Raw genomic sequence first — 26,715 nt, 5'->3', positions numbered from 1 at the left:
GCTCAACGGTATTGAGCAGCGGGTGAGACGCGAAATAGCCCTGGTGTGCTGATGAATGGTGGGGTTTTCCCCACCCTCAGAGCGTCGCCTTGAATCCGGCGGGATCGAACGAGCCCCCCAGCATCACGCCCAGCCCTCTCCGCGCCACCTCGGCGAACTCCTCCCCGCCCATCCCCCCGGCCCCTTCGGGCAGCACCCCGGCCAGCGGCCGCGCGGCCAGCATCTCCAGGTCGCACACGCAACTCCGCTCGACGATCCCGGGCTCACCGGGCCAGCGCCCGATGACGATCCCCGTCGGCTCCAGCCCCCGATTGGCCATCGCCTCCAGGGTGAGCGCGGTGTGGTTCACCGCCCCCCGGCCGGGGCGGACCACGACGAGCACCTGCGCGCTAAGGGCCCGGGCGAGGTCGCCGACGGTCCCGCCGTCCTCGTCGAACCGCTCCAGCAACCCTCCGGTGCCCTCCACGACCACCATCCGGTTGCTCTCGGCAAGCTCCCGTACGAGCTGCGCCACCTCGGCCAGCGACACGGGCGGCACGCCGGCGACGCGGGCGGCGGCGGCGGGCGGCAACGGCTCGGCGAACCGCCGCACCTCGAAGGTCGTGCCGGCCCCGGACATCCGGATCACCTGATCCACGTCCCCGGCTTCTCCGGGCGCGACCCCGGTCTGCGCGACCTTCACCACGGCCACGGAGGCGCCCCGCCGCCTGGCCAACGCCGCGAGCGCCGCCGTCACGACGGTCTTGCCGACCCTGACGTCGGTGCCTGTGACCACGAGAACACTCACATGACCAGCCTAGATGTGGTGCGGGCCGGACCGGCTGGGTCAGGGGCGCCGCAGGCGGGTGACGAACTTGTACCGGTCGCCGCGGTAGAGGGATTGGGCCCACTCGACGGGGTTGCCGTCGGCGTCGAAGGCGTGGCGGGTGAGGAGGAGCATGGGGAGGCCGACGTCGACGCCGAGGGCCTTGGCGTCGTACGGGGTGGCCAGGACCGTCTCGATGATCTCCTCGGCGTCCGTGAGCCGGACGTTGTAGGCGTTGTGCAGCGTTTCGTACAGGGACGCGTGCACCTCGAGCTCGCGCCGCAGCCGGGGGAAGCGGCGGGCGGACAGGTGGGTGGTGTCGATGGAGACCGGCTCGCCGTTGGCCAGCCGGAGGCGGTGGATGCGCAGCACGCGGCCGCCCGGGTTGATGGCCAGGCGTCTGGCCAGGGACTCGTCGGCGGTGATGTAGCCGATCTCGAGTATTTTGGTGTCCGGCTCCAGCCCCGCCGTGCGCAGGTCGCCGATGTACGAGGTGAGCTGCAGCACCTGCGCCACCTTCGGCTGGGCCACGAAGGTGCCCTTGCCCTGGATGCGCAGCAGCCGGCCCTCCACCACGAGCTCCGTCAGCGCCTGCCTGACCGTGGTGCGGGAGGTCTCGAACCGTACGGCGAGCGTGCGCTCCGGCGGCAGCGCGGTGCCCGCGGGCAGGGTCTTGGTGAGCTCGAGCAGGCTGCGTTTGACGTCGTAGTACTTCGGTACGCGGGGGCTGTCGTCTGTCACGCTCTCACCTTCACTTCTGCCACAGCGGTGAAGGCGTGTCTGATCACCGCGAGATCATCGGAACTCACATCAGCCCGAGCGGTCAACCGCGGGCTGTGGCGGCCGACCGGCACCGGGCGGGCACGGTAGCCGGCTCGCACGGATCCGGGCAGCTCAGGCTGATTGTGAAGGATATCCACAGCGGCGCGCGCGATCGCAACCGAGGCCGGTTCTTGATCCGTGCCGGGGTGCAGCCACCTGCCCGTGCCGATCACCTCCGACTCGTCCCGTCTGCGGTTCGAGCAGCTCTCCTGGTGTGACGGTTCTCACAATATGAGATTCCCGATATGTCGAGTTGGGTGGACGATGCCGTATCTGTCGTCACTGTGCGAACGAGCGGGTGTGCGGCCGTGCCGTGCGGAGTCCTGCCCGCGTATTCGGGCGCGCATTCAACCAGGGAGCCGGTTTGGTTGTTGCGGGGAAAAGCACGCATGATGCACCTGTGCCGACTCTCAGCGACCTCGTAGCCCGCCACACCGCCCTCGACGGGGCGGATCTCGACTGGCTGCACTCGCTGGTCTCCGACTGGCAGCTGCTGGCCGACCTGTCGTTCGCCGATCTCATCCTGTGGGCGCCGCTGCTGGGCGAGAGCGGCTGGATCGCGATCGCGCAGATGCGCCCGACCACCGGCCCCACCGTCTACCACGACGACATCGTCGGCAGCGTCGCCGCCAAGGGCGAGCGGCACCTCATCGACACCGCCTGGAACGAGCGGCGCATCTGCCGCGAGGGCGATCCCGACTGGTCCACGGGCGTCCCGGTGCGCGAGGAGACCATCCCCGTGCGCCGGACCGTCGAGGGCGGCGAGGGCCGGTTCCTGGCGGTGATCCAGCGCTCCACGAACCTCTCCTCCGCCCGCACCCCGTCGCGCCTGGAGCTGACCTACCTCCAGAGCGCCTCCGACCTGGCGCAGATGGTGGCCGAGGGCCGGTTCCCGTTCTCGGGTGAGGAGCCGATCCTGGTGCGCTCGCCGCGCGTCGGCGACGGCCTGCTGCGGCTCGACCGGGCCGGGCGCGTCACGTACGCCTCGCCGAACGCCCTGTCCGCCTACCGGCGGCTCGGCCTGCACGCCGACCTGGTCGGGGCCGAGCTGGGCCGGGTCACCGCGACGCTCTGCTACTCCGACGAGCCGATCAACGAAGATCTCATGATCGTGGCCAGCGGGCGCGCGGCCAAGGAGACCGAGGTCGAGTCGGGCGGCACGATCGTGCAGCTCAGGGCCATCCCGCTGATCGTCGGCGGCGGCCGCATCGGCGCGCTCGTGCTCATCAGGGACGTGACCGAGCTGCGCCGCCGCGAGCGCGAGCTGATGACCAAGGACGCCACGATCCGCGAGATCCACCACCGGGTGAAGAACAACCTGCAAACCGTGGCCGCGCTGCTCCGCCTGCAGGCCAGGCGGCTGCAGGTGCCGGAGGGCAGGGAGGCGCTGGAGGAGGCGGTGCGCAGGGTCGGGTCCATCGCGATCGTGCACGAGACGCTGTCCCACGCGCCCGAGGAGTTCGTGGACTTCGACGAGATCGCCGACCGGGTGTTCGCGATGGCGGGGGAGGTGTCGGCCGCTGAGGTGGCCGTCACGCCGCGGCGCGTCGGAGGCTTCGGGGTGCTGCCCTCGCTCATCGCCACACCGCTGGCCATGGCGCTGACCGAGCTGTTGCAGAACGCGATGCAGCACGGGCGGCCCAAGCGGCTCGAAGTGGTGGTCGAACCCGAGCTCGACCGGCTGAACGTCACGGTGTGGGACGACGGCCTCGGGCTGCCGACCGGCTTCGACCTCGACACGTCCACCAGCCTGGGGCTGCAGATCGTGCGCACGCTGGTCGAGGGGGAGCTCTCCGGCCGGCTCTCGATCAAGCCGCGGCTCGAAGGGGGCACGGAGGTCACGCTGTCGATCCCGCTCCCGGCGGCCTGATCCCGGTTCGTACGCGTCCGTCGGGGTTCGACGGGAGTACGGGGGCTCGGCGCGTCGGGTGCGGGCATGTCGAACTGCGGCGGTGCGTCGGCCGGGGTGACGGCTTGGGCGGTGGCGCGTCCGGCGGGGTGGCACGGCGGCCGGCGGCGACGCATCGGGGCGGGGAGGGGGTGCGGCGGCGCGCGAGCCGATCGGGGCTCGGGCGACGCGGGGTCAGATGGTGGTGGAGATCAGATGACGGTGGCGGGTCAGGCGGTGAGGCGGGCGCGGTGGCGAGCGGTGCGGCGCTTGAGAGCGCGGCGCTCGTCCTCGCTGAGGCCGCCCCAGACGCCGGCGTCCTGCCCGGACTCCAGCGCCCACTTCAGGCAGGCTTCGACGGCTGAGCAGGAACGGCAGACCTGCTTGGCTTCTTCGATCTGCATGAGTGCCGGGCCGGTGTTGCCGATCGGGAAGAACAGCTCGGGGTCCACGTCACGGCAGGCAGCTCGGTGGCGCCAGTCCATGCGTCCACTCCTTAGTAGATGGAGCCTCTGGTCGGCTCCGTGCGGCTACTACTTTGTGAAGAGTTTCACTAACTCGCGCGAACAATGACCCGGACCTGTGAGGACCAGGATTGCCCGCTGACACTCGGAGAACCTTGGGGTTGTTAAAGGTCCTACGTTCCGACGTCAGTCTTGAGACTGTCAGCCACGCTGTGTGCACGCAAGAGGGTTGACGGGAAGTTTTGGGTGTTATGGCTGTCGGATGCGTCACACCATGACCGAATGTAACCATCTAGACCAAAACTTGTAACGCGTTCGGTGTAGACCGGAATGTTACGGTTTCGTATTCGCCCAGGTAGTCCCCGTCCAGCTGGAAAGCCACGGGACGGCTCGCGGTGAGCGTGAACTCGGCCTCGTCGTGCAGCTGTACGAGGTGCCGGCCGCCCGGAAGGGCGTCACTCTCCGTGAGAATCTGTCGGATCACTGACGCCATCGCCATCGGCCCCATTCGGCGCAGCCCGAGCAGGTCGAGCCCGGTCTCGAAGCTCGCCCACGGGGTCGGGTGGACGGGCCGGCTGCCGACGTACGTCCATGGGGAGGTGTTGGAGATGATCGCCATGAACAGCCCGCGGGCCGTGGGTATCCCGGGACCGGTCAGGGTCATCGCCGGATGCCGCTTGTCCGTGGCCAGATAGTGCCGTAGAGCGGTGTTCACGTACCGTGTAGGCGTTGCTTTACGGCCGGTCCCTCTGAGGCCTTCCACGGCCCGTACAACCTCGGCGTCGTACCCCATGCCCGAGCAGAAGGTGAAGTAGCGGCTCTGGCCTTCCCATAGGGCCTGCCCCAAACCCACGGTCCTGCGCCGGCCGTCCCTGAGCGCCTCCAGCACCGCGCCCGTGGACTCCACGGGGTCGTTCGGCAGCCCCAGCGCGCGGGCGAACACGTTCGCGCTGCCCCCGGGGATGACGACCAGCGCCGGCCGGCCCTCGCTGCCGGGCGGGACGGGGCCGCCGTTCACGGGGTTGAGCAGGCCGTTCACGGTCTCGTTGATCGTTCCGTCGCCGCCGAGCACCGCGACGACGTCGTATCCCTTGGCCCGCGCGGTGGCGGCCAGCGCGGCGGCGTGCCCGCGGTAGCGGGTCTCCTCCACCGCCAGCTCCACGGCCGCGCCGAGCGCGCGGATCAGCACGTCACGCGTACGGGCGTTCGTGGTGGTGGCCTTGGGATTCACCAAGAGCATGGCGCGCATATCGCCAGCGTATCCGCTGGACTTGTGGGCGATATCGGCCGAACGTCCTATTTCTCGGACCGGGTGACCCGAGGGGTAGGGTACGGGCGTGAATCGTCGTCCGGTCACCCTCGTCATCGCCGCCGCCATCGTCGCCCTGGAAGGCCTGGTGGCGCTCGGGCTCGGCATCTACGTGGCCGTGGAGACCCTCGTCAGCGCCCCGGCCAACCTGACCACCGCCATCGCCGAGTCGGCCTTCGGCGTGCTGGTCGGAGCGGGGCTGCTCTGGGTGGCGTGGGGCGGGCTGTTCAAGATGGAGCGGTGGGGGCGGTCGCCCGGCGTCCTGACGCAGATCTTCATGGTGCCGATCTCCGTCACGCTCATCCAGTCAGGCCAGCCCCAGCTCGGGATCCCGCTGATCGTGATCGCGGTGGCGGGGTTGGCGACGCTGCTGGCGCCGCCCACCACGCACGCCCTCTACGGAGACGGCTAGTCTTCGGCGGTCAGACCCTCGCGCAGCTGCGCGAGGGTGCGGGCCAGCAGGCGCGAGACGTGCATCTGCGAGATGCCCAGCTCGGTGGCGATCTGCGACTGCGTCATGTTGCCGAAGAAGCGCAACAACAGGATGCGCTTCTCCCGCGGCGGCAGCCGTTCGAGCAGCGGTTTCAGCGACTCGCGGTATTCGACGCCCTCGAGCGACTCGTCCACGATGCCGAGCGAGTCGGACACCGCGGGGGCGTCGTCGTCGCCGGAGTCGGGCGCGTCGAGCGACACGGTCGAGTAGGCGTTGGCCGACTCGAGGCCCTCGAGCACCTCCTCCTCGGTCATCTTCAGGTAGGAGGCCAGCTCCGCGACCGTCGGCGCGCGGCCCTCGCGCTGCGAGAGATCGCTTATCGCCTTGGTCAGCGAGAGCTTCAGCTCCTGCAGCCGGCGCGGGACGCGGACCGCCCAGCCCTTGTCGCGGAAATGGCGCTTGATCTCGCCGACGATCGTGGGCGTGGCGTACGTGGAGAACTCCACGCCGCGGTTGAGGTCGAACCGGTCGATGGACTTGATCAGGCCGATGGTGGCGACCTGGGTCAGGTCGTCGAGCCACTCGCCCCTGTTCCGAAAGCGGCGGGCCAGGTATTCGACCAGGGGAAGGTGAAGCTCGACCAGCTCGTCCCTGATGCGCTGGCGGCGCGGCTCCTCGGGGCCCAGCTCGGCCAGCTCGGCGAAGAGCATGCGGGCACGCACCCGGTCGGGCACGGCGTGTTCGCTGGTGGCCATGGCTCCAGTCCTTTCCGTCACGCCGGCCTCGCTGCGCCTCGGCGCTTACGCAGGACGATGGCCATGCGATCTGGGGAGTCGGTCACCGCGTCGACGTCGTCGGCCAAGGCGGTCAACACCATCCAGGCGAAGTCATCGCGTTTGGGCGCGGAGCTTCCGACCGTGGCCACTTCGACCCTGACCTGCATCTCATGCCCGGTCAGCTCGAACTCGGCGGTGAGGTCGGTGCCGGGCACCGCCTCGCTCAGCAGCATGGCGCACGCCTCGTCGACCGCGATCCGCAGATCCTCGATCTCGTCGAGCGTGAAGTCCAGCCGCGCCGCCAGCCCGGCGGTAGCCGTACGCAGCACAGACAGGTAGGCACTGGCGGCGGGGAGCCTGATGCTCACCACGTCGCGGATGCCGGCCACGCCCTCCGCGCGCGTCTCGGTTTCCTCGGTCACGTTCCTCCTCGCGTTTCCGACGCCAACTGCAACTTACCGCCCCCGGGAGGTGCTTGGACGATTCAGACTCGCCATCAACGGAAAAGGCTCTGTACGGCTGCTGCCGTACAGAGCCTTATGTGCCGTTTTAGGCGGCCTTGGTCTCCCAGAAGATCTTGGAGATCTCGTCGATCTTGCCCAGCAGGTCCTCGGCCTTGGAGACGTCGACCGTGCCCTTGGCGCCGGCGGCGCCCGCGAGCTTGGTGGCGTCCCAGAAGAGCTGGTGGAGCTGAGGGTACTGCTCCAGGTGCGGCGGCTTGAAGTAGTCGGTCCACAGCACCCACAGGTGGTGCTTGACCAGCTCGGCCCGCTCCTCCTTGATGGTCAGCGCGCGGGCGCGGAAGACCGCGTCCTCGTTCGCCGCGTACTTTTCCATGATCGCCTTGACCGACTCGGCCTCGATGCGGGCCTGAGCGGGGTCGTAGACCCCGCAGGGCAGGTCGCAGTGTGCGGAAGCGACATGCTTGGGTCGTAGCAGTCGTGCGAGCATCAGAAAGTCCTTCCTTGATGCTGAATCAGCTTGGTCCACAACCGACCTTACTCGGGTCCCAACGCCTGCGGAGTAGGGGGTCACAAGCCCATGAGAGTGCGTGTCGAGGGCGATTCGATGCGCCCGGCCCTGGTTCCCGGCGACTGGCTGCTCGTACGCCGGGGCGCCACCGTCCATCCGGGAGATCTCGTGGTGGCGAGACTTCCCGATGATCCCGAGCGGCTCATCGTGAAACGGGCGCAGTGGCACGGACAGGACGGATGGTGGCTGGAGAGCGACAACCAGCGGGCCAGCGGGCGGCGTGACAGCTGGGACTTCGGGCCGGTCCACGACATCGTGGGACGGGTCGTGCTGCGTTACTGGCCGCTCCTGCGGCGGCGGCGTTAGGGGCCGTTGCGCCGGCGGGCGCGGAAGGCGGCGACGTTCGCGCGGCTGGCGCAGCGGGAGGAGCAGTAGCGGCGCGAACGGTTGGACGAGGTGTCCAGGAACGCCTTCCCGCAGCGCTGCTCCTGGCACCGGCCGAGCCGGTCCGCGCCCAGCTCCGCCACGACCGCGGCCAGGCCCATCACGGCAGAGGCGGCGGAGTCCTCAGCCAGGTGGAGGTGCCAGCCCCCGCCGTCGTGGTCGGTGAGCTGGGGGCGTACGGGATAGCGCACGAGCAGGGCGTTGAGCCGCGCCGCCACGGCCCGTTCGTCGGCGGCCTCGTCGAAGGCGGCGGCCAGCTCGTCGCGCAGCGGCCTCAGCTCCGGCGGCGGGTCGGGATCGTTGACCAGCCGGACGGCCCACTCGGCGTAAGAGGTGAGGTCCATGCGGGTGTATTACATCACGGGTCCCGCCGGCCGGGGCCGGGTCTTGCGGCGGGGAGTGCGGTCCGGCGCGGCTGAGAAGGCGTTTGAGGGGCCGGGCGCCCCGCCGGGTAATGGAGGGGGTGGGGCGGCGTTCCGAGGCGTTTCGGAGCGCTGGAGCGGCGCTTCAAGGCGTGTTCCGGGCCGCCGGGTCCGGGGGCGGGGCGCTGCTCCGTGCTGGGGTCGGAAACGGGCGGGGCGTTCCTGGTGCCGGGCCCGGAAACGGGCGGGGCGCTCCTCCGTGCCGGGCCCGGAAAAGGGGTCCGAAGGGGAGGCGCCCCGCCGTGCCGTCCGGCCTACTCCTCGGGGTGCAGGACCCGGTGGAGGAAGGTGCGCGTGCGTTCCTGCTGCGGGTCGCCGATCACCTGCGCCGGCTCGCCGTCCTCGACGATCACGCCGCCGTCCATGAACACCACCCGGTCGGCCACCTGCCGCGCGAACCCCATCTCGTGGGTAACGACGAGCATGGTCATGCCCTCCTCCGCCAGCTTCCGCATGACGGTGAGCACGTCACCCACCAGCTCGGGGTCGAGCGCCGAGGTGGGCTCGTCGAACAGCATCAGGTCCGGGTTCATGGCCAGCGCCCGGGCGATCGCCACTCGCTGCTGCTGACCGCCCGACAGTTGCGCCGGGTAGGCGTCGCACTTGGCGCCGACGCCGACCTTGTCCAGGTTCTCCCTGGCGACGACCTCGGCTTCCTTCTTGCCCCGCTTCAGCACCCGCTGCTGGGCGATCATCACGTTCTGCAGCGCGGTCATGTGCGGGAACAGGTTGAACTGCTGGAAGACCATGCCGATGCGGCGGCGTACGGCGTCGATGTCCACGTCGGGGTCGGTGAGCTCGACGCCGTCCACGAACACCTTGCCCTTGGTGGGCACCTCCAGCAGGTTCACGCAGCGCAGCAGGGTGGACTTGCCGGAGCCCGACGGGCCGATGACGCAGACCACCTGGCCCGGGTCGACGGTCATGCGGATGCCCTTGAGCACCTCGTTCTGGCCGAAGTACTTGTGCAGGTCCGCGATCTCGATCGCGTGCGTCATCGGTTCCTCCCCTTGCGTCCTTCCAGCCGGGTCGCCAGATATCCCAGCGGGATCGTGACGATCAGGTACGTCAGACCGGAGACCATGATGGGCGTGGCGTTGGAGTGCTGGGAGGCCAGGTCGTTGCCGAACTTGGCGAGCTCGACATACTCGCTGGACACGCCGAGGAACAGCACCAGCGAGGAGTCCTTGAGCAGGGCCACGAACTGGTTGGTGGTCGGCGGGATGACCATGCGGAGGGCCTGCGGGATCACCACGGTGAACTGGGCGCGGGTGGCGGACATGCCCAGCGATCTGGCGGCCTCGACCTGCCCCTTGGGCACGGCCTGCAGCCCCGCGCGGAACACCTCCGCCTGGTAGGCCGCGCCGATCGCACCAAGCCCGAGGGCGACCTGGCCGTATGTGCCGAAAGGCACCTCGAAGCCCGGCAGCGCCAGTGGCAAGAAGGTGATCATGATGAAGATCAGCAGCGCGGGCAGGCCACGGAAGATCTCGATGTAGACGATCGCGATCCAGCGGTAGGGCCGGACCGGCGACAGCCGCATGAGCGCGAGCAGCAGTCCCACGAGGAAGGCGAGGACGAATCCGGTGACCGTGTAGATGACCGTGTTCCGCAGCGCGATGGTGAACAGCTCCGGCAGCGTCTCGTTCGCCACGTCGGGCTTGGCGAAGTTCTGTGCGAGGCTGCCCCAGTCCGCGTACAGGACGAGGAGGAGGAGCACGACGACCAGGACGGCGTACTGGATGCCGCGGCTGATCTGCTGCTTCTTCCGAGGGCTGAGCCCGGCGCGCGCGGGCTCAGCCGTCTTCGGCTGGTCGGCCATGGATCAGCCCAGCTCGCCGGGCTTCTTGCCGAACCACTTCACGTAGATCTTCTCGTAGGTGCCGTCTTGCTTGGCCTTGGCGATCTCTTCATTGATCGTCTTGAGCAGCACCGGGTCGGCGTTCTTCTTCAGGCCGAGGCCGTACTGCTCGCCGGTGTCCAGGCTGCCGATCAGCTCGAACTTCGCGGCGACCTCCGGCTTCTTCAGCCAGGTGAGGACCACGGGCAGGTCCTGGACGATCACGTCGGCCTGGCCGGCCTGCAGGGCCAGCAGCTCCTTGGCGGAGTCGGCGTACTCCGTCGGGTCGAAGCCCTGCTTCTTGACGTAGTCGAGGCCCGTGGTGCTGGCCTGGGCGCCCAGCTTGAGGTTCTTGGCCTTGACGTCGGCCAGCGACGTCGCCCCCGTGCCCTTCTTGGCGAGCAGCGCCTGGGTGGCGTCGAAGTACGGGTCGGAGAAGTCGATGTTCGCCTTGCGCTCCGGCGTGATCGTCATGCCGGCGGCGGCCAGGTCGCACTTCTTGGCCGCCATGGCGGCGCCGCTCTTGATCACGGCGAAGTCGATGTCCACGATCTCCTGGGTCACGCCCAGCTTCTTCGCGACCAGGTCGACGATGTCCACGTCGAACCCGACGATCTTGCCGCTCGCGTCCTTGAACTGGAACGGCTCGTACGGGATGTTCGTGCAGACCGTGAGCTTGCCAGGCGACACCAGCTGGACGCCGCCGGCCGCGGAGGCGCTCGCGCTGGTGGTGGCGGAGCTCGAGCTGTTGCCGCCGCTCCCGCACGCGGTCAGCGCCAGTGCGGCGGTCAACGCGAGCGCGCCGGCGGCATAGCCACGGCGGCCCTTGGGGCTGAGGGCCATGTACGGCCTCCTCGAAAGTGAAAAGCCAGGAAACTTGCGTTTTGTGCAGTTTAAATGGGGTTTCGCACCGCTCCGTCATCAGACATTTAACGATGCGTCAACAGAACGGCGTCGGCTCTGAGACCGACTCCATCTCACCATGTGGCACGATAGGGAGACGGGTGACCCCCGTACCCCTCTGAGACGACCGACGAGGGGATCCTGGCAGCTACCGAGGCCAGCCCGCTCGCGCTCGCCCGCCGAAGGTTTCTTCCGCTCCCGATGACTACAGGGGTCGCTGTGGCTGTCACGCCCGCTTCTGCTTCCGTTCCCGTCGAGAAACTCGATCTCGATCCGGCCTTCGCGCTGCACCGCGGAGGCAAGCTCGAGGTCCGCTCCACGGTTCCCGTCCGCGACGCGGACGACCTCTCCCTCGCCTACACGCCCGGCGTCGCCCGGGTCTGCACCGCCATCGCCGAGACGCCCGCGCTGGTCAACGACTACACCTGGGTCTCCAACGTGGTCGCCGTCGTCTCCGACGGCACCGCCGTGCTCGGCCTGGGCGACATCGGCCCCGCGGCCGCCATGCCGGTCATGGAGGGCAAGGCGCTGCTGTTCAAGCAGTTCGCGAACGTCGACGCCGTCCCCATCTGCCTCGACTGCACCGACGTCGACGCCCTCGTCGAGACCGTCGTGCGCCTCGCGCCGTCGTTCGGCGGCATCAACCTCGAGGACATCAGCGCCCCGCGCTGCTTCGAGGTCGAGGACCGGCTCCGCGAGCTGCTCGACATCCCCGTCTTCCACGACGACCAGCACGGCACCGCCATCGTGGTGCTCGCCGCGCTCCAGAACGCCGCCCGCCTGACCGGGCGCTCGCTCGGCGACCTGCGCGCCGTCGTGGCCGGCGCGGGCGCCTCCGGCGTCGCGGTCTCCCGCATCCTGCTGGAGGCGGGCATCGGCGACATCGCGGTCGCCGACTCCAAGGGCATGATCTACGCGGGCCGCGAAGGGCTCAACCCCGTCAAGGAGGCCCTCGCCCGCGACACCAACCGCGCCGGCCACACCGGCTCGACGGAGGACGCGCTCGCGGGCGCCGACGTGTTCGTCGGGCTGTCCGGATCCACCGTGTCCGAGGCGGCCATCGCCTCCATGGCGCCCGACGCCATCGTCTTCGCCCTGTCCAACCCCACCCCCGAGGTCCACCCCGAGGCCGCCGCCCGGCACGCCAGGGTCGTGGCCACCGGCCGCTCCGACTTCCCCAACCAGATCAACAACGTGCTGGCCTTCCCCGGCGTCTTCAGGGGCGCCCTCGACGTGCGCGCGTCGGCCATCACCGAGAACATGAAGGTGGCCGCCGCCAACGCACTGGCCGGCGTCGTCGGCGACGACCTCTCGCCGACGTACGTCATCCCGAGCCCGTTCGACGAGCGCGTCGCGCCCGCCGTGACCGCCGCGGTCGCGGCCCAGGCCCGCGCGGACGGCGTCGCCCGCGTCTGACCTCCTCGTACGGGGGCCTCCACGGATCAGGGAGGCCCCCGTTTCTCATGGAGTTGGGGGTCTCTTTGAGAACTGCCCTAAAACCTTTACGCAAGGTGCTATAACAGTAGCTCTCTGTAAGGTGTGGGCGCCCAACTCCTGTGACGAGGAGAGCGATGGAACGCGAGCCGAACCGACTGCTGCGGCAGTTCATCGCGGAAGCGGGTTTCTCCCACAAGGGACTGGCCAGGTGCCTGAACGATTGGGGAGCCGCCCGTGGCACTCCGGGCCTCAAATACGACCACAGCTCCGTGTTGCGCTGGATCGGTGGTCAGAGGCCACGTGACCCCGTGCCCTACCTGCTCGCGGAGATCTTCGCGATGCGGCTGGGCCGACCGGTTACCTCGGAGGACCTGGGCATGCCGGCGATCCTCACACCCCTCGATCTCGGGCAGGAGTTCACGCACACGTGGCAGGAGGGGGTCGCGACCGTGACGGCGCTATGGCGGGCCGACGTGGAGAGACGGAGGTTCCTGATCGACTCGACCTTCGCGATAGGAGCGGGCTCCGTGGGAGCCATCCGCTGGCTGACGTCCCCACCCGGGGGACACCTGAGCGGCACGGGCGCGCGGCGGGTGGGCCGCGCCGACATCGCCGCCATCCAAGAGGTCACCCGATCGTTCGGTGAGCTCGACAACCGTTTCGGCAGCGGCCGGGTCCGCTCGTCCGTGGTCAAGTACCTGGACACCGGCGTCTCGCCGCTGCTCAAGGACGGCCTGTACGACGAGTCCACCGGCCGCCGCCTGGCCGCCGCGGCCGCCGAGCTGACCCGCCTGGCCGGCTGGATGGCCTACGACATGGAGCAGCACGGTCTCGCCCAGCGCTACCTCATCCAGGCGCTCCGCCTGGCCAGGAGCGCCGACGACCACACCCTGGGCGGCGAGATCCTGGCCGGCATGGCCCACCAGGCCATCTACATGGGCCAGCCCTCCCACGCCCTCGACCTGGCCCGGTCCGCCCAGCTGGCGGCCCGCCGCGCCGGCGTGCACACGCTGCTGGCCTCCGCGCACGTCCTGGAGGCCCACGCCCACGCCGGCCTGGGCGACGCCCGCTCCTGCGGGGTCTCCCTGCACGAGGCGGAGTGCGCCTTCGACGCCCGCAAGCCCGCCGACGAGCCGGTCTGGCTCAGCTACTTCGACGAGGCCTACCTGGCGGCGAAGTTCGCTCACTGCTTCCGTGACCTGGGGGAGGGGGAGCGGGCCGTGCGGCAGGCCCGGCGCTCGCTCGACATGGACTCCCGCTACGTCCGCGGGCGGATGTTCAACCTGTCCCTGCTGTCCGCCGGGCTGCTGCAGTGCGGGGAGCTGGAGGAGGCGTGCTCGGTCGCGGGCACCGCTTTCGCGTTGGCGGGGGAGCTGCAGTCGACCCGGTCCCGGTCGTACGCGGCCGACCTGCGGCGGCGGCTGGAGCCGTACAAGAACGAGCGGGCCGTGCTGGCGCTGCGCGAACGGACGCGGGAGCTCGCGCCGGTATGACGAGAAACGGCCCGGGTGCCTGGCACCCGGGCCGCTTTTTCGTGCCGCCGTCTACTGGAGAAGCTCGCCGTTCGGGCCGACGATCTTCTTGGTCTCCGCGTAGTTGGCCTTGTTGTACACGTCGGCCACCTCACCGTCGAAGATCGCCGAGCTGATGTAGTCGACCCGGCCGTTGCCGTCGTTGTCGTGGAACAGGCTGGTCACGCCGTTGACGTAGCCGGTGCGCTTGTTGTTGTCGTACTTGATGAGCCAGGGGCCGCCGTCGGCGCCGGGCGTCATGGAGCACTTGAGCAGCTGGTGCGTCTCGACCTTGAACGTGTTGACCTGGTAGCTCTTGGTCGCGGTCTTGCCGGAGCACCACTTCGGCGTCACACCGGTGAACGGGCGGTCGCCGTCGGGGTGCGGGGCGGAGGGGTAGCCGAACGCGGTCACCTGCTGGCCGAGGGGCTGGTTCCAGGCCACACCCTGCCCGCCGACCACGTCACCGAGCCGGCCCATGTCCTTGGCGATGCCGAGGATGTAGTGGGCCTCGAAGTACTTACGTGACGTGCCGGGCTTGACCCACTTCTGCGTGTAGTAGTGGGTGATGGTGTAGTTGCCCAGCTTGTCGGTGCCCTTGACGCCGGGGCCCTGGTAGGCGTCCTGCTGAGGCTTGGTGACCTGCTCCACGATGGGCTCGCCGAACTTGAAGCCCTGGCCCTTGCCCACCTTCGCGGCCTTGTACGCGGCCTCGCTGACCTCGACCTTCTCCAGGACGGCGCCGGGGTAGTCGGGGCCCACGAGGTCGGCCGGCTTGTCCTCGCCCTCCGACCAGCAGTCGCCGAGGGTGAGCTGGCACTTGAGGAACTCCGCGGAGCTGATCTCGCGCGGCTTGACCCACTTGTCGCCGGCCCACGCCTTGAAGTCGTTGCGGGAGACCTCCTTCTCGCCCGCCAGCGCGAAGCCGTTGTGCACCGCGACGAACGCGAAGTCGCCGTCGTAGTCGTCGTAGGTGTCGAGGTCGTACGCCGTGAAGGCGTAGGCACCCACGTAAACGCCCCAGGGGGCCTTGCCCTGGTAGTAGCCGGGTACGAAGATCCACTTGTCGTAGACGTCGTCCTTGCCGTTCGCGAAGACGCAGTGACCCGCGGTGGCGACCAGGTTGCGGTTCCTGGACTGGATGGACGTCGCCGAGCACCAGCGGTAGTTGCCGGACTTGTCGAGGAAGAACACCTTGCCGATGGTCTTGGGCAGGTTGATGTTCTTGGACACCGCCGCCTTGGGGGTGGTGGTCGGGCCGGTCATGCCCGGCTTGCCGTCAGGGGCGCCGTTGCTGCCCGTCGACACCAGCTTGGAGACGTTCTTGGCGTCCAGGTTGTACTGGGTGGCCTTGCGCAGGGCGGCTCCGTTGGAGTCGAGCCAGAAATAGGCGTCGCCGTACGCGTCGGCCGGCTTGGGCTGGAGATTGTCGGTGGCCCAGCTCGGTGCGGCGGTGGCTGGGACGGCGAGGGCGGCGGCACTCAGGCAGGCGGCGGCTAGGGGGATGAACAGGCGCTTCACGGGAGGCTCCACAGTTGTCAAAAGGCGTGTAAAGACCCTATCGACCCATTAGTCACTCTGGTAAGGGGAATTCCCAGATTTCTCAGCAAAAAGGCCGAAGGGCCCGGCAGGATGCCGAGCCCTTCGGTATTGCTAAAGAACGACGAACAAGTCTTCGTTCCGATCCGCAGCGAACTACGGGATGAGCTTGCCGCTCCACGAGGCCGCAGCGGCCTTGTAGACGACGTTGGTCTCACCGTCGAAGTACGGCGACGTGATCGTGTCGTACCGGTTGTTGCCGTCGGTGTCAGCGATGAGGCTGGTGACACCGTTGACGTAGCCGAGACGCTTGGCGTTGCTGTACTTGTACAGCCACGGGCCGCCGTCGTAGCCACCGGTCACGGTGCCCTTCAGGCCGACCTGCTCCTCGACCTTGTACTTCGGCACCACGACGTAGTTGGTCGCGGTCTTGCCGTAGATCCACTTCGGCGTGACACCGGTGAAGGGCTTGTTGCCGTCGGGGTGAGCGCCCTGCGGGTAACCGAAGGTGCGGACGTACTTGCCACGCGGCTGGTTCCACGCGAAGCCCTGGCCGCCAACGTTGTCGCCGAGGCGACCAACGCTCTTGACCTCGTGCACCACGATGTACGGCGTGAGCCGGACGTAGCGAGCGACCTTGCCGGGCTGGTACCACGCCTGCACGTAGTAGTGCGTGATGAGGTAGTTGCCGGCAGCGTCCTTGGTCTTCGTGCCCAGGCCGCGGTACGCGTTGTACTGGACCTCGGTCACGATCTCGGTGACGGGCTCACCGAACTTGTAGCCCTGGCCCTTGCCGACCCTGGCGCGGTCGTAGGTCTCCTTCGAGACTTCCTTGCGGTCCACGACGGCACCGGGGTAGTCCGGACCAGTGGCCTCGTCGGCCTTGCCCGGGTCCACGTCGTAGTAGTCCGTGGTCGCGGGGTCGAGCTTGCCCTTCTTGTACTCGTCCTCGGAGACCGTGACGTCCTTGACGAACTTCTCGCCCTTGTAGTCGTCGTAGGTCTTCCAGTCGACCGCCTTGGGCTTGTTCAGCGTGCCGCCGATGCCGTCGTAGACGGTGACGAAGGCGTAGTCGCGGTCGAGGTCCTCGTAGACGTCGAAGTCGTAGTGGGTGAAGGCCTGCTTACCCACGTACACGCCCCAAGGAGCCTTGCCCTGGTAGTAACCGGGGACGAAGACCCAGCGGGACACGACCTCGTCGTTCGCAGCCAGGTCGTACACGCAGTGACCGGCCGTGGCGACCAGGTTGCGGTACTGCGACTGGATCGAGGTACCGGAGCACCAGTACAGCTTGCCGTCGCGGCCCTCGAAGAAAACCTTACCGATGGTCTTCGGCAGGTTCACGTTCTGAACCTTGACGGTGGTCTTCTTCTCCTCGCCGATGGGGTTGGTCACACCAGGCTTGGTGTCGTTTACATACCCACCCTTGGAGGAGATCTTCGAGACCTCGAGAGCGTCGGGCGTGAACGCCACAGCGCCCTTCAGGGCCGCGTTGTTGGACTTGGTCCAGAAGTCCAGGGTCTCGGCCGCCTGGGCCGCCGTCTTGGCGAGCGGGTCGCTAGCGACGGTGTTGTCGGCCTGAGCCTGGGCGGTGCCGGCCAGACCAGCAGCCAGCAGACCAGTGGCCAGAATGGCGCCACTGGCGGGGAGGAGGATGCGCTTCAAGGTAACTCCTTGCGCTGTCGTGGAACGCCTCTTGCGTCCCATGCGTCAGTAAAGGGATAGCCAGGAACATACAGTGTGGATCTTGCTCGCGGGTAGCCGCTTTGACAGGAAAAGATGCGACAAGCCGGGCGTGACCGTTCTGTGATGTTTAAACGGCTGATGCGCAGGAGTCGAGTAAGGCTGGCTTCGAGACCGTTTGCCCTGATCAACATAAGGGCGTTGTGAGTATGGCCCACGGGGCCCCAGTGTGCTTTCGATCATGGTCGAAGAGGCGATGTGACGCAGATCACATTAGATTGATGGCACCGTATGAGCGCCCCATGCGTCCAACAGCCCTTCACTTTCGGCGGGAACGCAGAAGGGCCCGGCGGGATGCCGGGCCCTTCGCGGGAAACGGTTATACGAACGGTCTATGGCCGGTCGCTATCCGTCACCTTAGACAATCTTGCCGGACCACGAGGCCGCAGCGGCCTTGTAGACCACGTTGGTCTCACCGTCGAAGTACGGCGAGGAGATGTAGTCCACGCGACCGTTGCCGTCCTGGTCGTTGAAGGTGCTCACGACACCGTTCAGGTAACCGAGACGCTTGGAGTTGCTGTACTTGTACAGCCACGGACCACCGTCGGCGCCCTCGGTGAAGGCGCACTTGAGGGCCACGTGCTCCTCGATCTTCTTGGCGGCCGAACCGACCAGCTTCTTCGTGGTGGGGCCGTAGCACCACTTCGGAGTCACGCCGGTGTAGTTCTTGTTGCCGTCGGGGTGCGGAGCGGCCGGGTAGCCGAACACGCGGACGGGCTTGCCAGTGGGCTGGTTCCAAGCGAAGCCCTGACCGCCGACGTTGTCACCGAGACGGCCCGCGTCCTTGGCGAAGCCCTCGACGATGAAGAAGACGGTCTTGTAGAACTTCGTCTCGGAGCCGGCCTTGTACCACTGCTGGACGTAGTAGTGCGTGATCGTCCAGTTGCCGCGGGCGTCCTTGACGACCTTGGCCGGGTACTTCGCCGCGTCCTTCTTCTGGTTCTCCAGGTAGGCGGCGGCCTCGCTGTCCGTCACGATCTCCGTGACGGGCTCACCGAACTTGAAGCCGTTGCCCTTGCCGACCTTGGCAGCCTTGTAGGCGGCCTCGGCGACCTCGACCTTGCCGACCACGGCACCCGGGTAGTCAGGGCCGGTCGCCTCAGGCGCCGTGCCCCTCTTCACCCAGTACGCCTCGGTCGAGGTGGGGTCGAGCTTGCCCTTACGGAACTCCTCGCGGCTGATCTCGACGTCCTTGGCGTCCTTGATGCCGGTGTACTTGTCCCAGTCGGCCTTGGAGACCTGCTTGGGAGTACCGCCACCGAGCTGGACACCGTTGTACACGGTGACGAACGCGTAGTCGCGGTCCCAGTCCTCGTACACGTCGAAGTCGTAGTGGGTGAAGGCCTGCTTACCCACGTAGATGCCCCAAGGAGCCTTGCCCTGGTAGTAACCGGGGACGAAGACCCACTTGGACAGGACGTCCGAGTTGGTCGCCGTGTCGTACACGCAGTGACCGGCCGTGGCGACCAGGTTGCGGTACTGGGACTGAATCGAAGTGGCGGAGCACCACTTCTTCTCGCCCTTGCTGTTGACGAAGAACACCTTGCCGATGGTCTTCGGCATGTTGACGTTCTGGACCTTGACGGTCGTCTTCTTTTCCTGGCCGATCGGAGCCGTCGAGCCGGGCTTGGTGTCGGCGCTGTAGCCGCCCTTGCTCTGCAGCTTGGAGATGTCGCCCTTGTCCCAGACGTTGGACTCCTTGGCGGCCCGGAGGGCAGCACCGTTGTTGTCGGCCCAGAACTCGGCAATGGCCTTGGCGTTCGCCGCACTCGCCGCCATCGGGTCACTGGCGACGTCGTTGGCGGCCTGAGCGGTGCCGGCCAGGCCGGCAGCCAGAAGGCCGGTAGCCATGATGGCGCCACCGGCGGGGATGAGGATGCGCTTCAAGGGAACTGCTCCTTGCTCTGTCGTGGGTCGCAACATGCGTCCCATGCGTCAGTAAAGGGATAGCAAGGAACATAGCGTGGTGATCTCCGCAGGTGGAACCCGGTTTGGGTGATCCGGAAGGAACCCCTACCGCCGTTACCGTGCTGTTATCAGTCAGAGATCTTTGCGCGCGGTGATTGGATAGTTACGTTTTCGCTGGGTATGGCGGGGTTATTGCTGATGGAACTGGAGTGTCGTTAGCCGTTCGCCACATACCGTAGTCGGCGAAACGTGATCCAGATCACAGGAACCGGATTGGCGCCTAATCCGTCTAACTCGCTCCAATCCTCACAGGTGATCTTCAGGTTCGGGTTGTAGGCGCTCAAAAAGAGGCCGTCCTCGCCGGGAGGAGGGTCGGCGAGGACGGCTGTGGAGCGCCGGGCGTGGGGTCGGTCGTAGGGGGAGACACCCCCGCGCCTGGCCTATATGGACTGGGGTGCTCTGAAGCGCCTCAGTGTGCGGGATGGCGGGCGAGGAGCTGGAGGGGTGCTCCTCGGCCGTCGGAGGAAGGGTGAACCGATCGGGCGGGCAGGCAGGGCCCTGGGGCTAGATGTCCCTCTGCCGGACGACCGCCGCCAGGTGGGACCGCAGGCTCAGCAGCACCGGATCGTGGGCGAGGGCTTCGTGCCGGGGGTGGTGGACGGGGGCGGGGCGCGGGGGTGGCTGTGCGGCGCCGTCATCGGTCGTCGCGTCGTCCTGAGCGGTCTCGATCGCTCTCAGCAGCCGCCGCCAGGTGCCGTCGGCCGCCCAGTGGCGGTGGTGCCGGTAGATGGTCACCCAGCAGCCGAATCGTCCGGGCAGATGACGCCACCGCAGACCGGTCCTGGCTTGGTAGAGCACCCCATTGATCATCATCCGGTGCTCGTCCCACCGGTCTCCTAGGGTGTCGCCGGGGGGTAGCAGCGATGCCAGCCGTTCCCATTCGGCGTTCGTCAGATCGCCACGATGCATGTGCCCATCGTGACAAGGTAAATACTCTCTGTCAGCAGATCCAAAAAAGATCTTATTCTTGGGTCGGTATTCAGACCGGTCCGGTACCTGTGTCATCGGCCTGGGGCCGCCATTGATCAATCCGGGCTGACCGGATACCGCCTGCGGTTCCGGCCGGCCATCTCCGAGGCGAGACGACCTACGGGCCTACGAGGCCATGCCGTCGACTCATGCCCCCAGCGGCGAGAACGTTCGAAGCGGATAGTGGTGACCGCAAGCTACTTGAGCGTCTGTAGGCGACTGCGGCCGCCTGCCAGGGCGTCGCTGGTGTCGTGGGGGCCCGACAGTACCGACATCGAGGCTCTGTTGGAGGAGTGGGACCGCGTCATCGTGCGCGAGCGGCACCGCTCTCCGCACCGGCGGCCGGGCGATGATTCGAGGTTCGCCCGATCGAACGGAGGACCCCGATCTCGACGGCTGTCATCACATGGCGGCCGCCATCGCGGGTGGAACACGGCTATCGGCGAAAGCCCTCATGAGGTGATGGGCGTGCTGGCCCCCGTCTTCGCCCGACGGACGCGCGGTCCCTTGTAGACGGCTCTCGGTGGGTCAGAGGGTTTGGCGGAGACGAAATGGTCCGAGCGAAGCGAGGACCGCTCAGGGTGGGCTCCAGCAGGCCAAGCCGGTAACCGGGCAAGGGGTGGGTGCTGGCGAGCGGAGCGAGCGGGGGCCGAGGGGGATCGAAAGGGGGTGAAGCCCCAATGCCGCTTAGTTAAGAGTGGCGTTCGGTGTGATCACGAGTGGGGCGCAGCTGAGTGGCAGGGGGTTGGTGGCAACGAAGCTCCCCTGGTAGAACGGGCGATCGACCAAGATCAGCTCGTTGTGGGGAGCTTCGTTGCCCGCTCAGTTTGCCATGCCGTCGCGGGATGTGCCGGATCAGGTCAGGTTGGGGGTGTTGTCGCGGTGGATCAACCCACAGGTGGTCGATGCGGCCCTGGCGGAGACCGGGCGGATACAACAGCGTCGACGCAAGCTTCCCGCCCGGCTGATGGTGTACTTCGTTTTGGCGTTATGCCTGTTCAGTGCTGCTGACAGTCGAGCTGCTCCGGGTTATCGGGCGGTCTTGCGTGACCTTCTGGCCGCGCTCGGGCGGCGCGGGCAGGACTACCGGTTGCCGACCAGTTCGGCGTTGACGCAGGCGCGAGCGCGGCTGGGATCCGAGCCGATGGGCCGCGTTGTTCCAGCGCGTGCGCGGCGTGCTGGCCGGCTCGTCCACGCCCGGCGCTCACGCTTTCGGCCTGCGGCTTATGGCGTGGGATGCCACCACCTTGGATCTGCCCGGCAGCGTCGGCAACATCGCCGCCTTCGATACCCGTAACGGCGCGTCCTGCCCGCAAATACGGCTGATGACCGTGACCGAGTGCGGCACCCACGCGATCGCCGATGCCACCTTCGACGGCATCGACGCGGCCAGCGAACAGGTCCTGGCCAGCCGTCTGACCGGCGCGCTCGGCCCCGGCATGCTGCTGTTGGCCGATCAGAACTTCCGCGGCCACGCCATGTGGCAGACCGCCCGCGCCACCGGCGCCCACCTGCTCTGGCGCGCCCGCACCAGCACCCGCTTGGACCGCCTGACCGACCTACCCGACGGCTCGTTCCTGTCTGTCATCCCCACCCCAGCCGAGATCCGCCGCCGCACCCGCCACGCCCACCGACACCCAGCCAAGCCCCTCAGCCCAGCCCGCGACGGACACCAGGTCCGCGTCATCGACTACAGCATCACCATCGGCAACGCCGGCGGCCACGTCCGCACCGAACACCTACGCCTGATCACTAGCCTGCTCGACCCGAACCTGGCCCCCGCCGACCAACTCGCCGCCCTCTACCACCAACGCTGGGAAGCCGAAGGCGGCTACGCCGAACTCAAAACCCACCTCCGCGGCGCCGGCCGCGTCCTGCGCTCCCACACCCCCGACGGCATCCGCCAGGAAATCTACGCCTTCCTGATCGTCTACCAAGCCCTGTGCACCGCAGAAGCCCACGCCGCCGCCACCGCCGGCCTCGACCCCGACCGCATCTCCTTCACCATCACCCTGCGCGCCGCACGCCGCTCCGCCACAGTGCCCACCACCTGGCGCGACTTCGCCCACCACCTCCTGGCCGACCTGCTACCTGCTCGCAGAGACCGCAGCTATCCCCGCACCGCCACGCACATCGGCACCAGCCGCTACGCCCGCAAGAAACCCAGCGACCCGCCGCCCCCAGGCAAGATCGCCTACACCCTCACAATCACCACCAAAGCCCTTAACTAAGCGGCATTGGGGTGAAGCCCCCTTGGGAGGCGCTGGCTGGAACTTCATGGCGCGAAGCGCCCCCGAGTGGAAGGCCGTGCTTTTGGGCCCGGAAACAGTTGAGGCGAGGGCCTCGGGATGCCGAGACCCTCGCCTTTCCCCTGGAAGGGCTTACTTGTACAGCTCGCCGTTCGGGCCGACGATCTTGCCGGACCACACGTTCTTGGCCGCGTTGTACACCGCGGCCGTCTCGCCGTCGAAGTAGGGCGAGGTGATGTAGTCGACGCGGTCGTTACCGTCCTGGTCGGCGAAGGTGCTCGTCACACCGTTCACGTAGCCCAGGCGCTTGCCGTTGCTGTAGTTGAGGAGCCAGGGGCCGCCGTCGTAACCGGGGGTCACGGCGCACTTGAGGCCGATGTGCTCTTCGATCTTGAGCCAGGGGGCGCCGACCGCCTTGGCGGTGGTGGTGCCGTAGCAGTTCTTCGGCGTGACGCCGCTGTACGGCTTGTTGCCGTCCGGGTGCGGAGCGGCCGGGTAGCCGAAGGCGCGGACGGGCTTGCCGGTGGGCTGGTTCCAGGCGAAGCCCTGGCCGCCGACGTTGTCACCGAGACGGCCCGCGTCCTTGGACAGCAGGATGTAGTAGCGGCCGCCCCACGAGCGCTTCGGGCCGGTGAAGCGGGCGTAGTCCTTGCGGTCCACCTGCTTCACGCCGTTGAACTGGATGCCGTTGTAGACCGTGACGAAGGCGTAGTCGCGGTCCCAGTCCTCGTACGTGTCGAAGTCGTAGTGGGTGAAGGCCTGCTTGCCCACGTAGATGCCCCACGGGGTCTTGCCCTGGTAGTAGCCGGGGACGAAGACCCAGTTGTCGAGGAGCGCCTTGTCGCTGTCCGTGTCGTAGACGCAGTGGCCGGCCGTGGAGACCAGGTTGCGGTAGTTCGACTGGATGGAGGTGGCCGAGCACCAGCGGAACTTGCCGGAGCCGTCGACGAAGAAGACCTTGCCGACGGTCTTGGGGATGTTCACGTTCTGGGCCTTGGCGGTCGACTTCGACTCGCCGGTCGGTGCCGTGGTGCCGGGCTTGCCGTCGGGGCTGTAGCCGCCCTTGGAGACGACCTTCCGGACTTCGTTCGCGTCCCAGGTGTACTGGGTCGCCTGGCGAAGCGCGGCTCCGTTCGAGGCGAGCCAGAAGGAGGCGACGGAGGCGGCCTCGGCGGTGTTGTTGGCCATCGGGTCGTGGGAGACGTCGCCGTCGGCCTGGGCCGTACCGGTCAGACCTACGGCGAGCAGGCCAGTCGCGAGAACGGCGCCGCCGGCGGGCAGAAGGATTCGCTTCAAGGTAACTCCAGGTTGCGCTGACATGAGGCGCCTCGTGCACCTCCATAACTCAGCAAACGGACAGCCGGGAACTTACCGGTTTGACAATGGACATGTGAATTTCGGGTAGATCGTGTCAGCGTTCCAACGGGGCGCCGTGACCTTGCTGAGACAAAGGATGCGCTGATCACGAGTAGTGACCGGACGGTTGCAGTGATTTAGGTCACATTCGACGGAGTGGTCAGCGCGGCGGCGCGTCGGTAGACCGCTCCGGCGGTGGTGTCGAAGTACGGGGACGACACCGCGTCGTACCAGCCCTTCGCGTCCCTGTTCCAGGTCAGGCTGTTGACGCCGTTCAGGTAGCCGGTCCAGCGGTCCTTGTTGAAGCCGATCAGCCATGGACCGCCGCTCGCGCCCGGGCTGAAGTCGCAGTTGAGCAGCTGCACGCCCTTCTGCAGGTCGAGGCTGACGGCGGAGGTCCAGCGGGTGGGACCTTCCTTGCACATCTCCAGGCGCTTGCCGTCGAACGGGCGGCTGCCGTCGGGCTGCGCGCCCGCCGGGTAGCCGAAGGCGGCCACCGTGTACGTGGTCGGCTTCTTGTTCAGCTCGATGCCCTGGCCGCCGACGTTGTCCTGGAGCCGGCCCACGTCCTTCATGACGTAGCGGCCGTCCTTGGCCTCCCACTTGAAGCCGCGGTGCACGGTCACGAACGCGTAGTCGAAGTCGTAGTCGCCCTTGCCCGACCAATCCTCGTGCATGCTGATCGAGGAGCCCACGTAGATGCCGTCGGGCGTCTCGCCGTTGGGGCCGGGGTTGGGGACGAAGATCCAGTAGTCGGCCGCCTTGGCCTGCCGCGGGTCGTACGCGCAGTGCCCGGCCGTCGCGACGACGCTGCGGTTCCTGGCGGCGACCGCGCTGGCCGAGCACCAGTACTCCTTGTCCCCGAACCGGAAGAACACCTTGCCCATGGTCCTGGCGACCGAGCCCTTGCGCGGCAGCGCGGGCGACACGGCCTGGGCGGCGAGGGCTCGCGGGACGGAGGCCGCGGCCTGCGCGGCGGTATTGGAGGCCTGCGCGGAGGCCGACGGCGCAGGCGTGGCGGCCTGGGCGCCGGGCGTCGCGGGGCTGTAGCTGTCGGCCTGCTTGAGCTGGTCGGGTGTCCAGTAGTCGGCGACCCGCTTCACGTCCACCGCGGTCTTGGCCAGGGAGACGGCGAAGACCCTGCTGTCGGGCGCGGCGTTCGCGATCCCCGTGAAGGCAGGCATCATCAGCAGCGCGCTGCTGAGCGCAGCCGCCACCAAGTGCCTGGCCCGGGGGATCATGAATTAGCCTTTCTTGGGGTCGTAAGGGTGGATTTTTCCAGATGTACTGGTGGTATTGCAGCCAGGATAGAGATTCGTTACCTGATCAAGAGTGCTCTGTGCACTATAAGGACATCGTCAGACAGATCTCTAAATGATCATTGGTAACGAACGTTTCCACAGGTCAGAGCGGGTGTAGGCGCTTGTTGAATTCCACTCATTCCGCGCCCGCTCCAGTGATGTACGCCTCAGTGGAAGGCCCCGGTTCCCAGGGGAACCGGGGCCTCAGGTGCCACCTCGATCAGCGGAAGTTGCCGGTCCAGCGGTTGGCCGCGGCCTTGTAGACCTTGTACGTGTCGGTGTTGAAGTACGGGGACGAGATGTAGTCGTAGCGGTCGTTGGCGTCGGTGTCCCACGCGACGCTGTTGACGCCGACCAGGTAGCCGGTGCGCGACGCGCTCTTGTAGTTGTAGAGGAACGGCCCGCCGCTCGCGCCGGCGGTGAAGGAGCACTTGAAGCCGATGTGCTCCTGCAGGTTGTACTTCCTGGCCTCGGGCATCGGCCGGGTCTTGCCGTAGCAGTACTTCATCGTGCGGCCGGTGTACGGCTTGTCACCGTCGGGGTGCTCGCCCGCCGGGTACCCGAACGAGAACACGTTCAGCTTCGTGCTCCTGTTCCAGGTGAAGCCCTGGCCGCCGACGTTGTCACCGAGACGGCCGACGTTCTTGACTGTCCACTGCCAGCGGTTGTTGACCTTCTCCCAGTTGACCTTGATGCCGTTGTTGACGTTGACGAACGCGTAGTCGTAGTCGTAGTCCTCCTTCACCACGAAGTCGTCGTGCGCGTTGAACGTCTTGGCGGCGTAAATGCCGTAGGGCGCCTTGCCCTCCCAGACACTGTTGCCGTCCCAGTACGACGGGATGAAGATCCAGTTGTCGTAGAAGGTGTTCTTGCTGGTGTCGTAGACGCAGTGCGCCGAGGTCGCCACGAGGTTGCGGTACTTGCCCTGGACCGAGCTGGCCGAGCAGTACCGCCAGCTCCTCGGGTCGCGCGGGTCGGCCTTGGGGAGCGTGAAGAACACGCGGCCGACCGTGTTGGGCAGATTGACGTGCTTGCTCTTCTTGGCCTTCGTCTTCTCCTCACCGATCGGCGGGACGGATCCCGGAGGGCCGTCGGGTGCGTCGTTGCTGCCCTTGACGCCCTTGGAGGTCAGGCCGAGGCCGTCGTCGTAGTCGGTGGCCAGCTTGACGCGGTCGGGGGTCCAGAACTGGATCGCCTGCTCGGCGGGGGTGGCGGAGTTCTGGGACACGACGTCGGAGGGTGCCTGTGCGTTGGCCGGGGTGCCGCCGACCATGCCCGCGACCAGCCCGACGGCCATCAGACCGGCGAGCGGGAACGCGATGCGCCTTGCTCGGGAAAACATGGAGCTCCTTTCGGCTTTCGGCGGCCCAGAGCGGGGTACTGCGCCCCGGTGGGCCAGGAAAACGATCGGAACATTAATGAATGGCGCAAGCGGGTGGCCAGGAAACGACGCGAAAAAGCATGGTCCGGTTCCGTTCCGTTATAGAAATAGCGAAACCGCATGTATTCATAAACGGCATCCTCGCAGGTCACGCCGCTTGTTTTTTGTCTTGCGCAACAGCGG

At 67.5% G+C, this 26,715-nt stretch carries 24 protein-coding genes and 1 pseudogene; 7 read left to right on the top strand and 18 right to left on the bottom strand.

Annotated elements, in window-relative coordinates:
- Positions 1–76: 76 nt before the first annotated feature.
- The gene (bioD, locus tag HD596_RS06265) at positions 77–787 is read right to left on the bottom strand and encodes a dethiobiotin synthase (RefSeq protein WP_185068361.1); all 711 of its coding nucleotides are present in this window, start codon (positions 785–787) and stop codon (positions 77–79) included.
- A gap of 39 nt (positions 788–826) precedes the next feature.
- The gene (locus HD596_RS06260; RefSeq protein ID WP_185068360.1) at positions 827–1,546 is read right to left on the bottom strand and encodes a GntR family transcriptional regulator; all 720 of its coding nucleotides are present in this window, start codon (positions 1,544–1,546) and stop codon (positions 827–829) included.
- A gap of 481 nt (positions 1,547–2,027) precedes the next feature.
- On the opposite strand from HD596_RS06260, the gene HD596_RS06255 reads away from it, so the two are divergent.
- Positions 2,028–3,497 carry a PAS domain-containing sensor histidine kinase gene (locus HD596_RS06255; protein WP_185068359.1) on the top strand — a complete coding sequence of 490 codons (1,470 nt, stop codon included), beginning with the start codon at positions 2,028–2,030 and terminating at the stop codon, positions 3,495–3,497.
- A gap of 248 nt (positions 3,498–3,745) precedes the next feature.
- Here the strand turns inward: HD596_RS06255 and HD596_RS06250 are convergent, their stop codons facing one another.
- Both HD596_RS06250 and HD596_RS06245 read right to left on the bottom strand, forming a co-directional pair.
- Positions 3,746–4,000, bottom strand: a complete 255-nt coding sequence (locus HD596_RS06250; RefSeq protein WP_185068358.1) for a WhiB family transcriptional regulator — start codon at positions 3,998–4,000, stop codon at positions 3,746–3,748.
- Positions 4,001–4,271: 271 nt separating this feature from the next.
- Positions 4,272–5,228 carry a diacylglycerol/lipid kinase family protein gene (locus HD596_RS06245; RefSeq protein WP_185068357.1) on the bottom strand — a complete coding sequence of 319 codons (957 nt, stop codon included), beginning with the start codon at positions 5,226–5,228 and terminating at the stop codon, positions 4,272–4,274.
- A gap of 88 nt (positions 5,229–5,316) precedes the next feature.
- On the opposite strand from HD596_RS06245, the gene HD596_RS06240 reads away from it, so the two are divergent.
- Positions 5,317–5,700 carry a hypothetical protein gene (locus HD596_RS06240; protein WP_185068356.1) on the top strand — a complete coding sequence of 128 codons (384 nt, stop codon included), beginning with the start codon at positions 5,317–5,319 and terminating at the stop codon, positions 5,698–5,700.
- On the opposite strand, the gene HD596_RS06235 is transcribed toward HD596_RS06240, so the two are convergent.
- From HD596_RS06235 to sodN, 3 genes are all read right to left on the bottom strand, one after another.
- Positions 5,697–6,476 (bottom strand): RNA polymerase sigma factor SigF, encoded by a 780-nt coding sequence (locus HD596_RS06235; protein WP_176573444.1) that lies wholly within the window; start codon positions 6,474–6,476, stop codon positions 5,697–5,699. The two genes, HD596_RS06240 and HD596_RS06235, sit on opposite strands and share 4 nt — an antisense overlap.
- 17 nt (positions 6,477–6,493) lie before the next feature.
- Positions 6,494–6,919 (bottom strand): ATP-binding protein, encoded by a 426-nt coding sequence (locus HD596_RS06230; protein ID WP_127936220.1) that lies wholly within the window; start codon positions 6,917–6,919, stop codon positions 6,494–6,496.
- A gap of 127 nt (positions 6,920–7,046) precedes the next feature.
- Positions 7,047–7,448 carry a superoxide dismutase, Ni gene (gene sodN / locus HD596_RS06225; protein ID WP_221519206.1) on the bottom strand — a complete coding sequence of 134 codons (402 nt, stop codon included), beginning with the start codon at positions 7,446–7,448 and terminating at the stop codon, positions 7,047–7,049.
- A gap of 90 nt (positions 7,449–7,538) precedes the next feature.
- Between sodN and HD596_RS06220 the strand changes: the two genes are divergently transcribed.
- The gene (locus HD596_RS06220; protein ID WP_185068355.1) at positions 7,539–7,835 is read left to right on the top strand and encodes a S24 family peptidase; all 297 of its coding nucleotides are present in this window, start codon (positions 7,539–7,541) and stop codon (positions 7,833–7,835) included.
- Here the strand turns inward: HD596_RS06220 and HD596_RS06215 are convergent.
- From HD596_RS06215 to HD596_RS06200, 4 genes are all read right to left on the bottom strand, one after another.
- Entirely contained in the window at positions 7,832–8,257 is a 426-nt protein-coding gene (locus tag HD596_RS06215; RefSeq protein ID WP_185068354.1) for a CGNR zinc finger domain-containing protein, read from the bottom strand. The two genes, HD596_RS06220 and HD596_RS06215, sit on opposite strands and share 4 nt — an antisense overlap.
- Before the next feature lie 332 nt (positions 8,258–8,589).
- The gene (locus tag HD596_RS06210) at positions 8,590–9,333 is read right to left on the bottom strand and encodes an amino acid ABC transporter ATP-binding protein (RefSeq protein WP_185068353.1); all 744 of its coding nucleotides are present in this window, start codon (positions 9,331–9,333) and stop codon (positions 8,590–8,592) included.
- The gene (locus HD596_RS06205; RefSeq protein WP_185068352.1) at positions 9,330–10,157 is read right to left on the bottom strand and encodes an amino acid ABC transporter permease; all 828 of its coding nucleotides are present in this window, start codon (positions 10,155–10,157) and stop codon (positions 9,330–9,332) included. Before HD596_RS06205 ends, HD596_RS06210 begins: the two co-directional genes overlap by 4 nt.
- Positions 10,158–10,160: 3 nt before the next feature.
- A complete protein-coding gene (locus tag HD596_RS06200) occupies positions 10,161–11,018 on the bottom strand; it encodes an ABC transporter substrate-binding protein (protein WP_185068351.1) in 858 nt (285 codons plus the stop codon).
- A 261-nt stretch (positions 11,019–11,279) separates the two neighbouring features.
- Between HD596_RS06200 and HD596_RS06195 the strand changes: the two genes are divergently transcribed.
- Both HD596_RS06195 and HD596_RS06190 read left to right on the top strand, forming a co-directional pair.
- On the top strand, positions 11,280–12,494 hold the full coding sequence (locus HD596_RS06195) for an NAD(P)-dependent malic enzyme (RefSeq protein WP_221519205.1): 1,215 nt from the start codon (positions 11,280–11,282) through the stop codon (positions 12,492–12,494).
- A 155-nt stretch (positions 12,495–12,649) separates the two neighbouring features.
- Positions 12,650–14,008, top strand: coding sequence for an NsdA family TPR-like regulatory protein (locus HD596_RS06190; RefSeq protein ID WP_185068349.1), 1,359 nt, complete (start codon positions 12,650–12,652; stop codon positions 14,006–14,008).
- A gap of 51 nt (positions 14,009–14,059) precedes the next feature.
- Here HD596_RS06190 and HD596_RS06185 read toward each other — a convergent pair whose 3' ends face one another.
- The 4 genes from HD596_RS06185 to HD596_RS06170 all read right to left on the bottom strand — a co-directional run bounded on the left by HD596_RS06185 (position 14,060) and on the right by HD596_RS06170 (position 20,185).
- Positions 14,060–15,547, bottom strand: a complete 1,488-nt coding sequence (locus HD596_RS06185) for a trypsin-like serine peptidase (RefSeq protein ID WP_185068348.1) — start codon at positions 15,545–15,547, stop codon at positions 14,060–14,062.
- A gap of 174 nt (positions 15,548–15,721) precedes the next feature.
- On the bottom strand, positions 15,722–17,230 hold the full coding sequence (locus tag HD596_RS06180; protein WP_185068347.1) for a trypsin-like serine peptidase: 1,509 nt from the start codon (positions 17,228–17,230) through the stop codon (positions 15,722–15,724).
- 435 nt (positions 17,231–17,665) lie between these two features.
- Complete coding sequence (locus HD596_RS06175; RefSeq protein ID WP_185068346.1) at positions 17,666–19,195, bottom strand: trypsin-like serine peptidase; 1,530 nt, start codon at positions 19,193–19,195, stop codon at positions 17,666–17,668.
- Positions 19,196–19,780: 585 nt separating this feature from the next.
- Positions 19,781–20,185 (bottom strand): transposase, encoded by a 405-nt coding sequence (locus HD596_RS06170; RefSeq protein ID WP_185068345.1) that lies wholly within the window; start codon positions 20,183–20,185, stop codon positions 19,781–19,783.
- 892 nt (positions 20,186–21,077) lie between these two features.
- On the opposite strand from HD596_RS06170, the pseudogene HD596_RS65555 reads away from it, so the two are divergent.
- Together HD596_RS65555 and HD596_RS06165 are read left to right on the top strand one after the other, a co-directional pair.
- Positions 21,078–21,386: pseudogene (locus HD596_RS65555) on the top strand (transposase domain-containing protein); the annotation flags it as partial.
- 13 nt (positions 21,387–21,399) lie between these two features.
- On the top strand, positions 21,400–22,476 hold the full coding sequence (locus HD596_RS06165) for an IS4 family transposase (RefSeq protein WP_246554167.1): 1,077 nt from the start codon (positions 21,400–21,402) through the stop codon (positions 22,474–22,476).
- A 150-nt stretch (positions 22,477–22,626) separates the two neighbouring features.
- On the opposite strand, the gene HD596_RS06160 is transcribed toward HD596_RS06165, so the two are convergent.
- The 3 genes from HD596_RS06160 to HD596_RS06150 all read right to left on the bottom strand — a co-directional run bounded on the left by HD596_RS06160 (position 22,627) and on the right by HD596_RS06150 (position 26,493).
- Entirely contained in the window at positions 22,627–23,790 is a 1,164-nt protein-coding gene (locus HD596_RS06160; RefSeq protein ID WP_185068343.1) for a trypsin-like serine peptidase, read from the bottom strand.
- A gap of 197 nt (positions 23,791–23,987) precedes the next feature.
- Positions 23,988–25,091 carry a trypsin-like serine peptidase gene (locus HD596_RS06155; protein WP_185068342.1) on the bottom strand — a complete coding sequence of 368 codons (1,104 nt, stop codon included), beginning with the start codon at positions 25,089–25,091 and terminating at the stop codon, positions 23,988–23,990.
- A 280-nt stretch (positions 25,092–25,371) separates the two neighbouring features.
- Positions 25,372–26,493, bottom strand: coding sequence for a trypsin-like serine peptidase (locus HD596_RS06150; protein ID WP_185068341.1), 1,122 nt, complete (start codon positions 26,491–26,493; stop codon positions 25,372–25,374).
- Between the last annotated feature and the right edge of the window lie 222 nt (positions 26,494–26,715).

This window comes from Nonomuraea jabiensis, from assembly GCF_014204795.1.
GTDB lineage: Bacteria > Actinomycetota > Actinomycetes > Streptosporangiales > Streptosporangiaceae > Nonomuraea > Nonomuraea jabiensis.
This window is presented reverse-complemented; position numbering and strand designations above follow the sequence as displayed.

Excerpts from the sequence above, each read along its gene's own strand:
- HD596_RS06250 (WP_185068358.1), bottom strand. The coding sequence starts at position 4,000 with ATGGACTGGCGCCACCGAGCTGCCTGCCGTGACGTGGACCCCGAGCTG.
- HD596_RS06245 (WP_185068357.1), bottom strand. The coding sequence starts at position 5,228 with ATGCGCGCCATGCTCTTGGTGAATCCCAAGGCCACCACCACGAACGCC.
- HD596_RS06235 (WP_176573444.1), bottom strand. The coding sequence starts at position 6,476 with ATGGCCACCAGCGAACACGCCGTGCCCGACCGGGTGCGTGCCCGCATG.
- sodN (WP_221519206.1), bottom strand. The coding sequence starts at position 7,448 with ATGCTCGCACGACTGCTACGACCCAAGCATGTCGCTTCCGCACACTGC.
- HD596_RS06220 (WP_185068355.1), top strand. The coding sequence starts at position 7,539 with ATGAGAGTGCGTGTCGAGGGCGATTCGATGCGCCCGGCCCTGGTTCCC.
- HD596_RS06215 (WP_185068354.1), bottom strand. The coding sequence starts at position 8,257 with ATGGACCTCACCTCTTACGCCGAGTGGGCCGTCCGGCTGGTCAACGAT.
- HD596_RS06210 (WP_185068353.1), bottom strand. The coding sequence starts at position 9,333 with ATGACGCACGCGATCGAGATCGCGGACCTGCACAAGTACTTCGGCCAG.
- HD596_RS06205 (WP_185068352.1), bottom strand. The coding sequence starts at position 10,157 with ATGGCCGACCAGCCGAAGACGGCTGAGCCCGCGCGCGCCGGGCTCAGC.
- HD596_RS06200 (WP_185068351.1), bottom strand. The coding sequence starts at position 11,018 with ATGGCCCTCAGCCCCAAGGGCCGCCGTGGCTATGCCGCCGGCGCGCTC.
- HD596_RS06195 (WP_221519205.1), top strand. The coding sequence starts at position 11,280 with ATGACTACAGGGGTCGCTGTGGCTGTCACGCCCGCTTCTGCTTCCGTT.
- HD596_RS06190 (WP_185068349.1), top strand. The coding sequence starts at position 12,650 with ATGGAACGCGAGCCGAACCGACTGCTGCGGCAGTTCATCGCGGAAGCG.
- HD596_RS06170 (WP_185068345.1), bottom strand. The coding sequence starts at position 20,185 with ATGCATCGTGGCGATCTGACGAACGCCGAATGGGAACGGCTGGCATCG.
- HD596_RS06155 (WP_185068342.1), bottom strand. The coding sequence starts at position 25,091 with ATGATCCCCCGGGCCAGGCACTTGGTGGCGGCTGCGCTCAGCAGCGCG.
- HD596_RS06150 (WP_185068341.1), bottom strand. The coding sequence starts at position 26,493 with ATGTTTTCCCGAGCAAGGCGCATCGCGTTCCCGCTCGCCGGTCTGATG.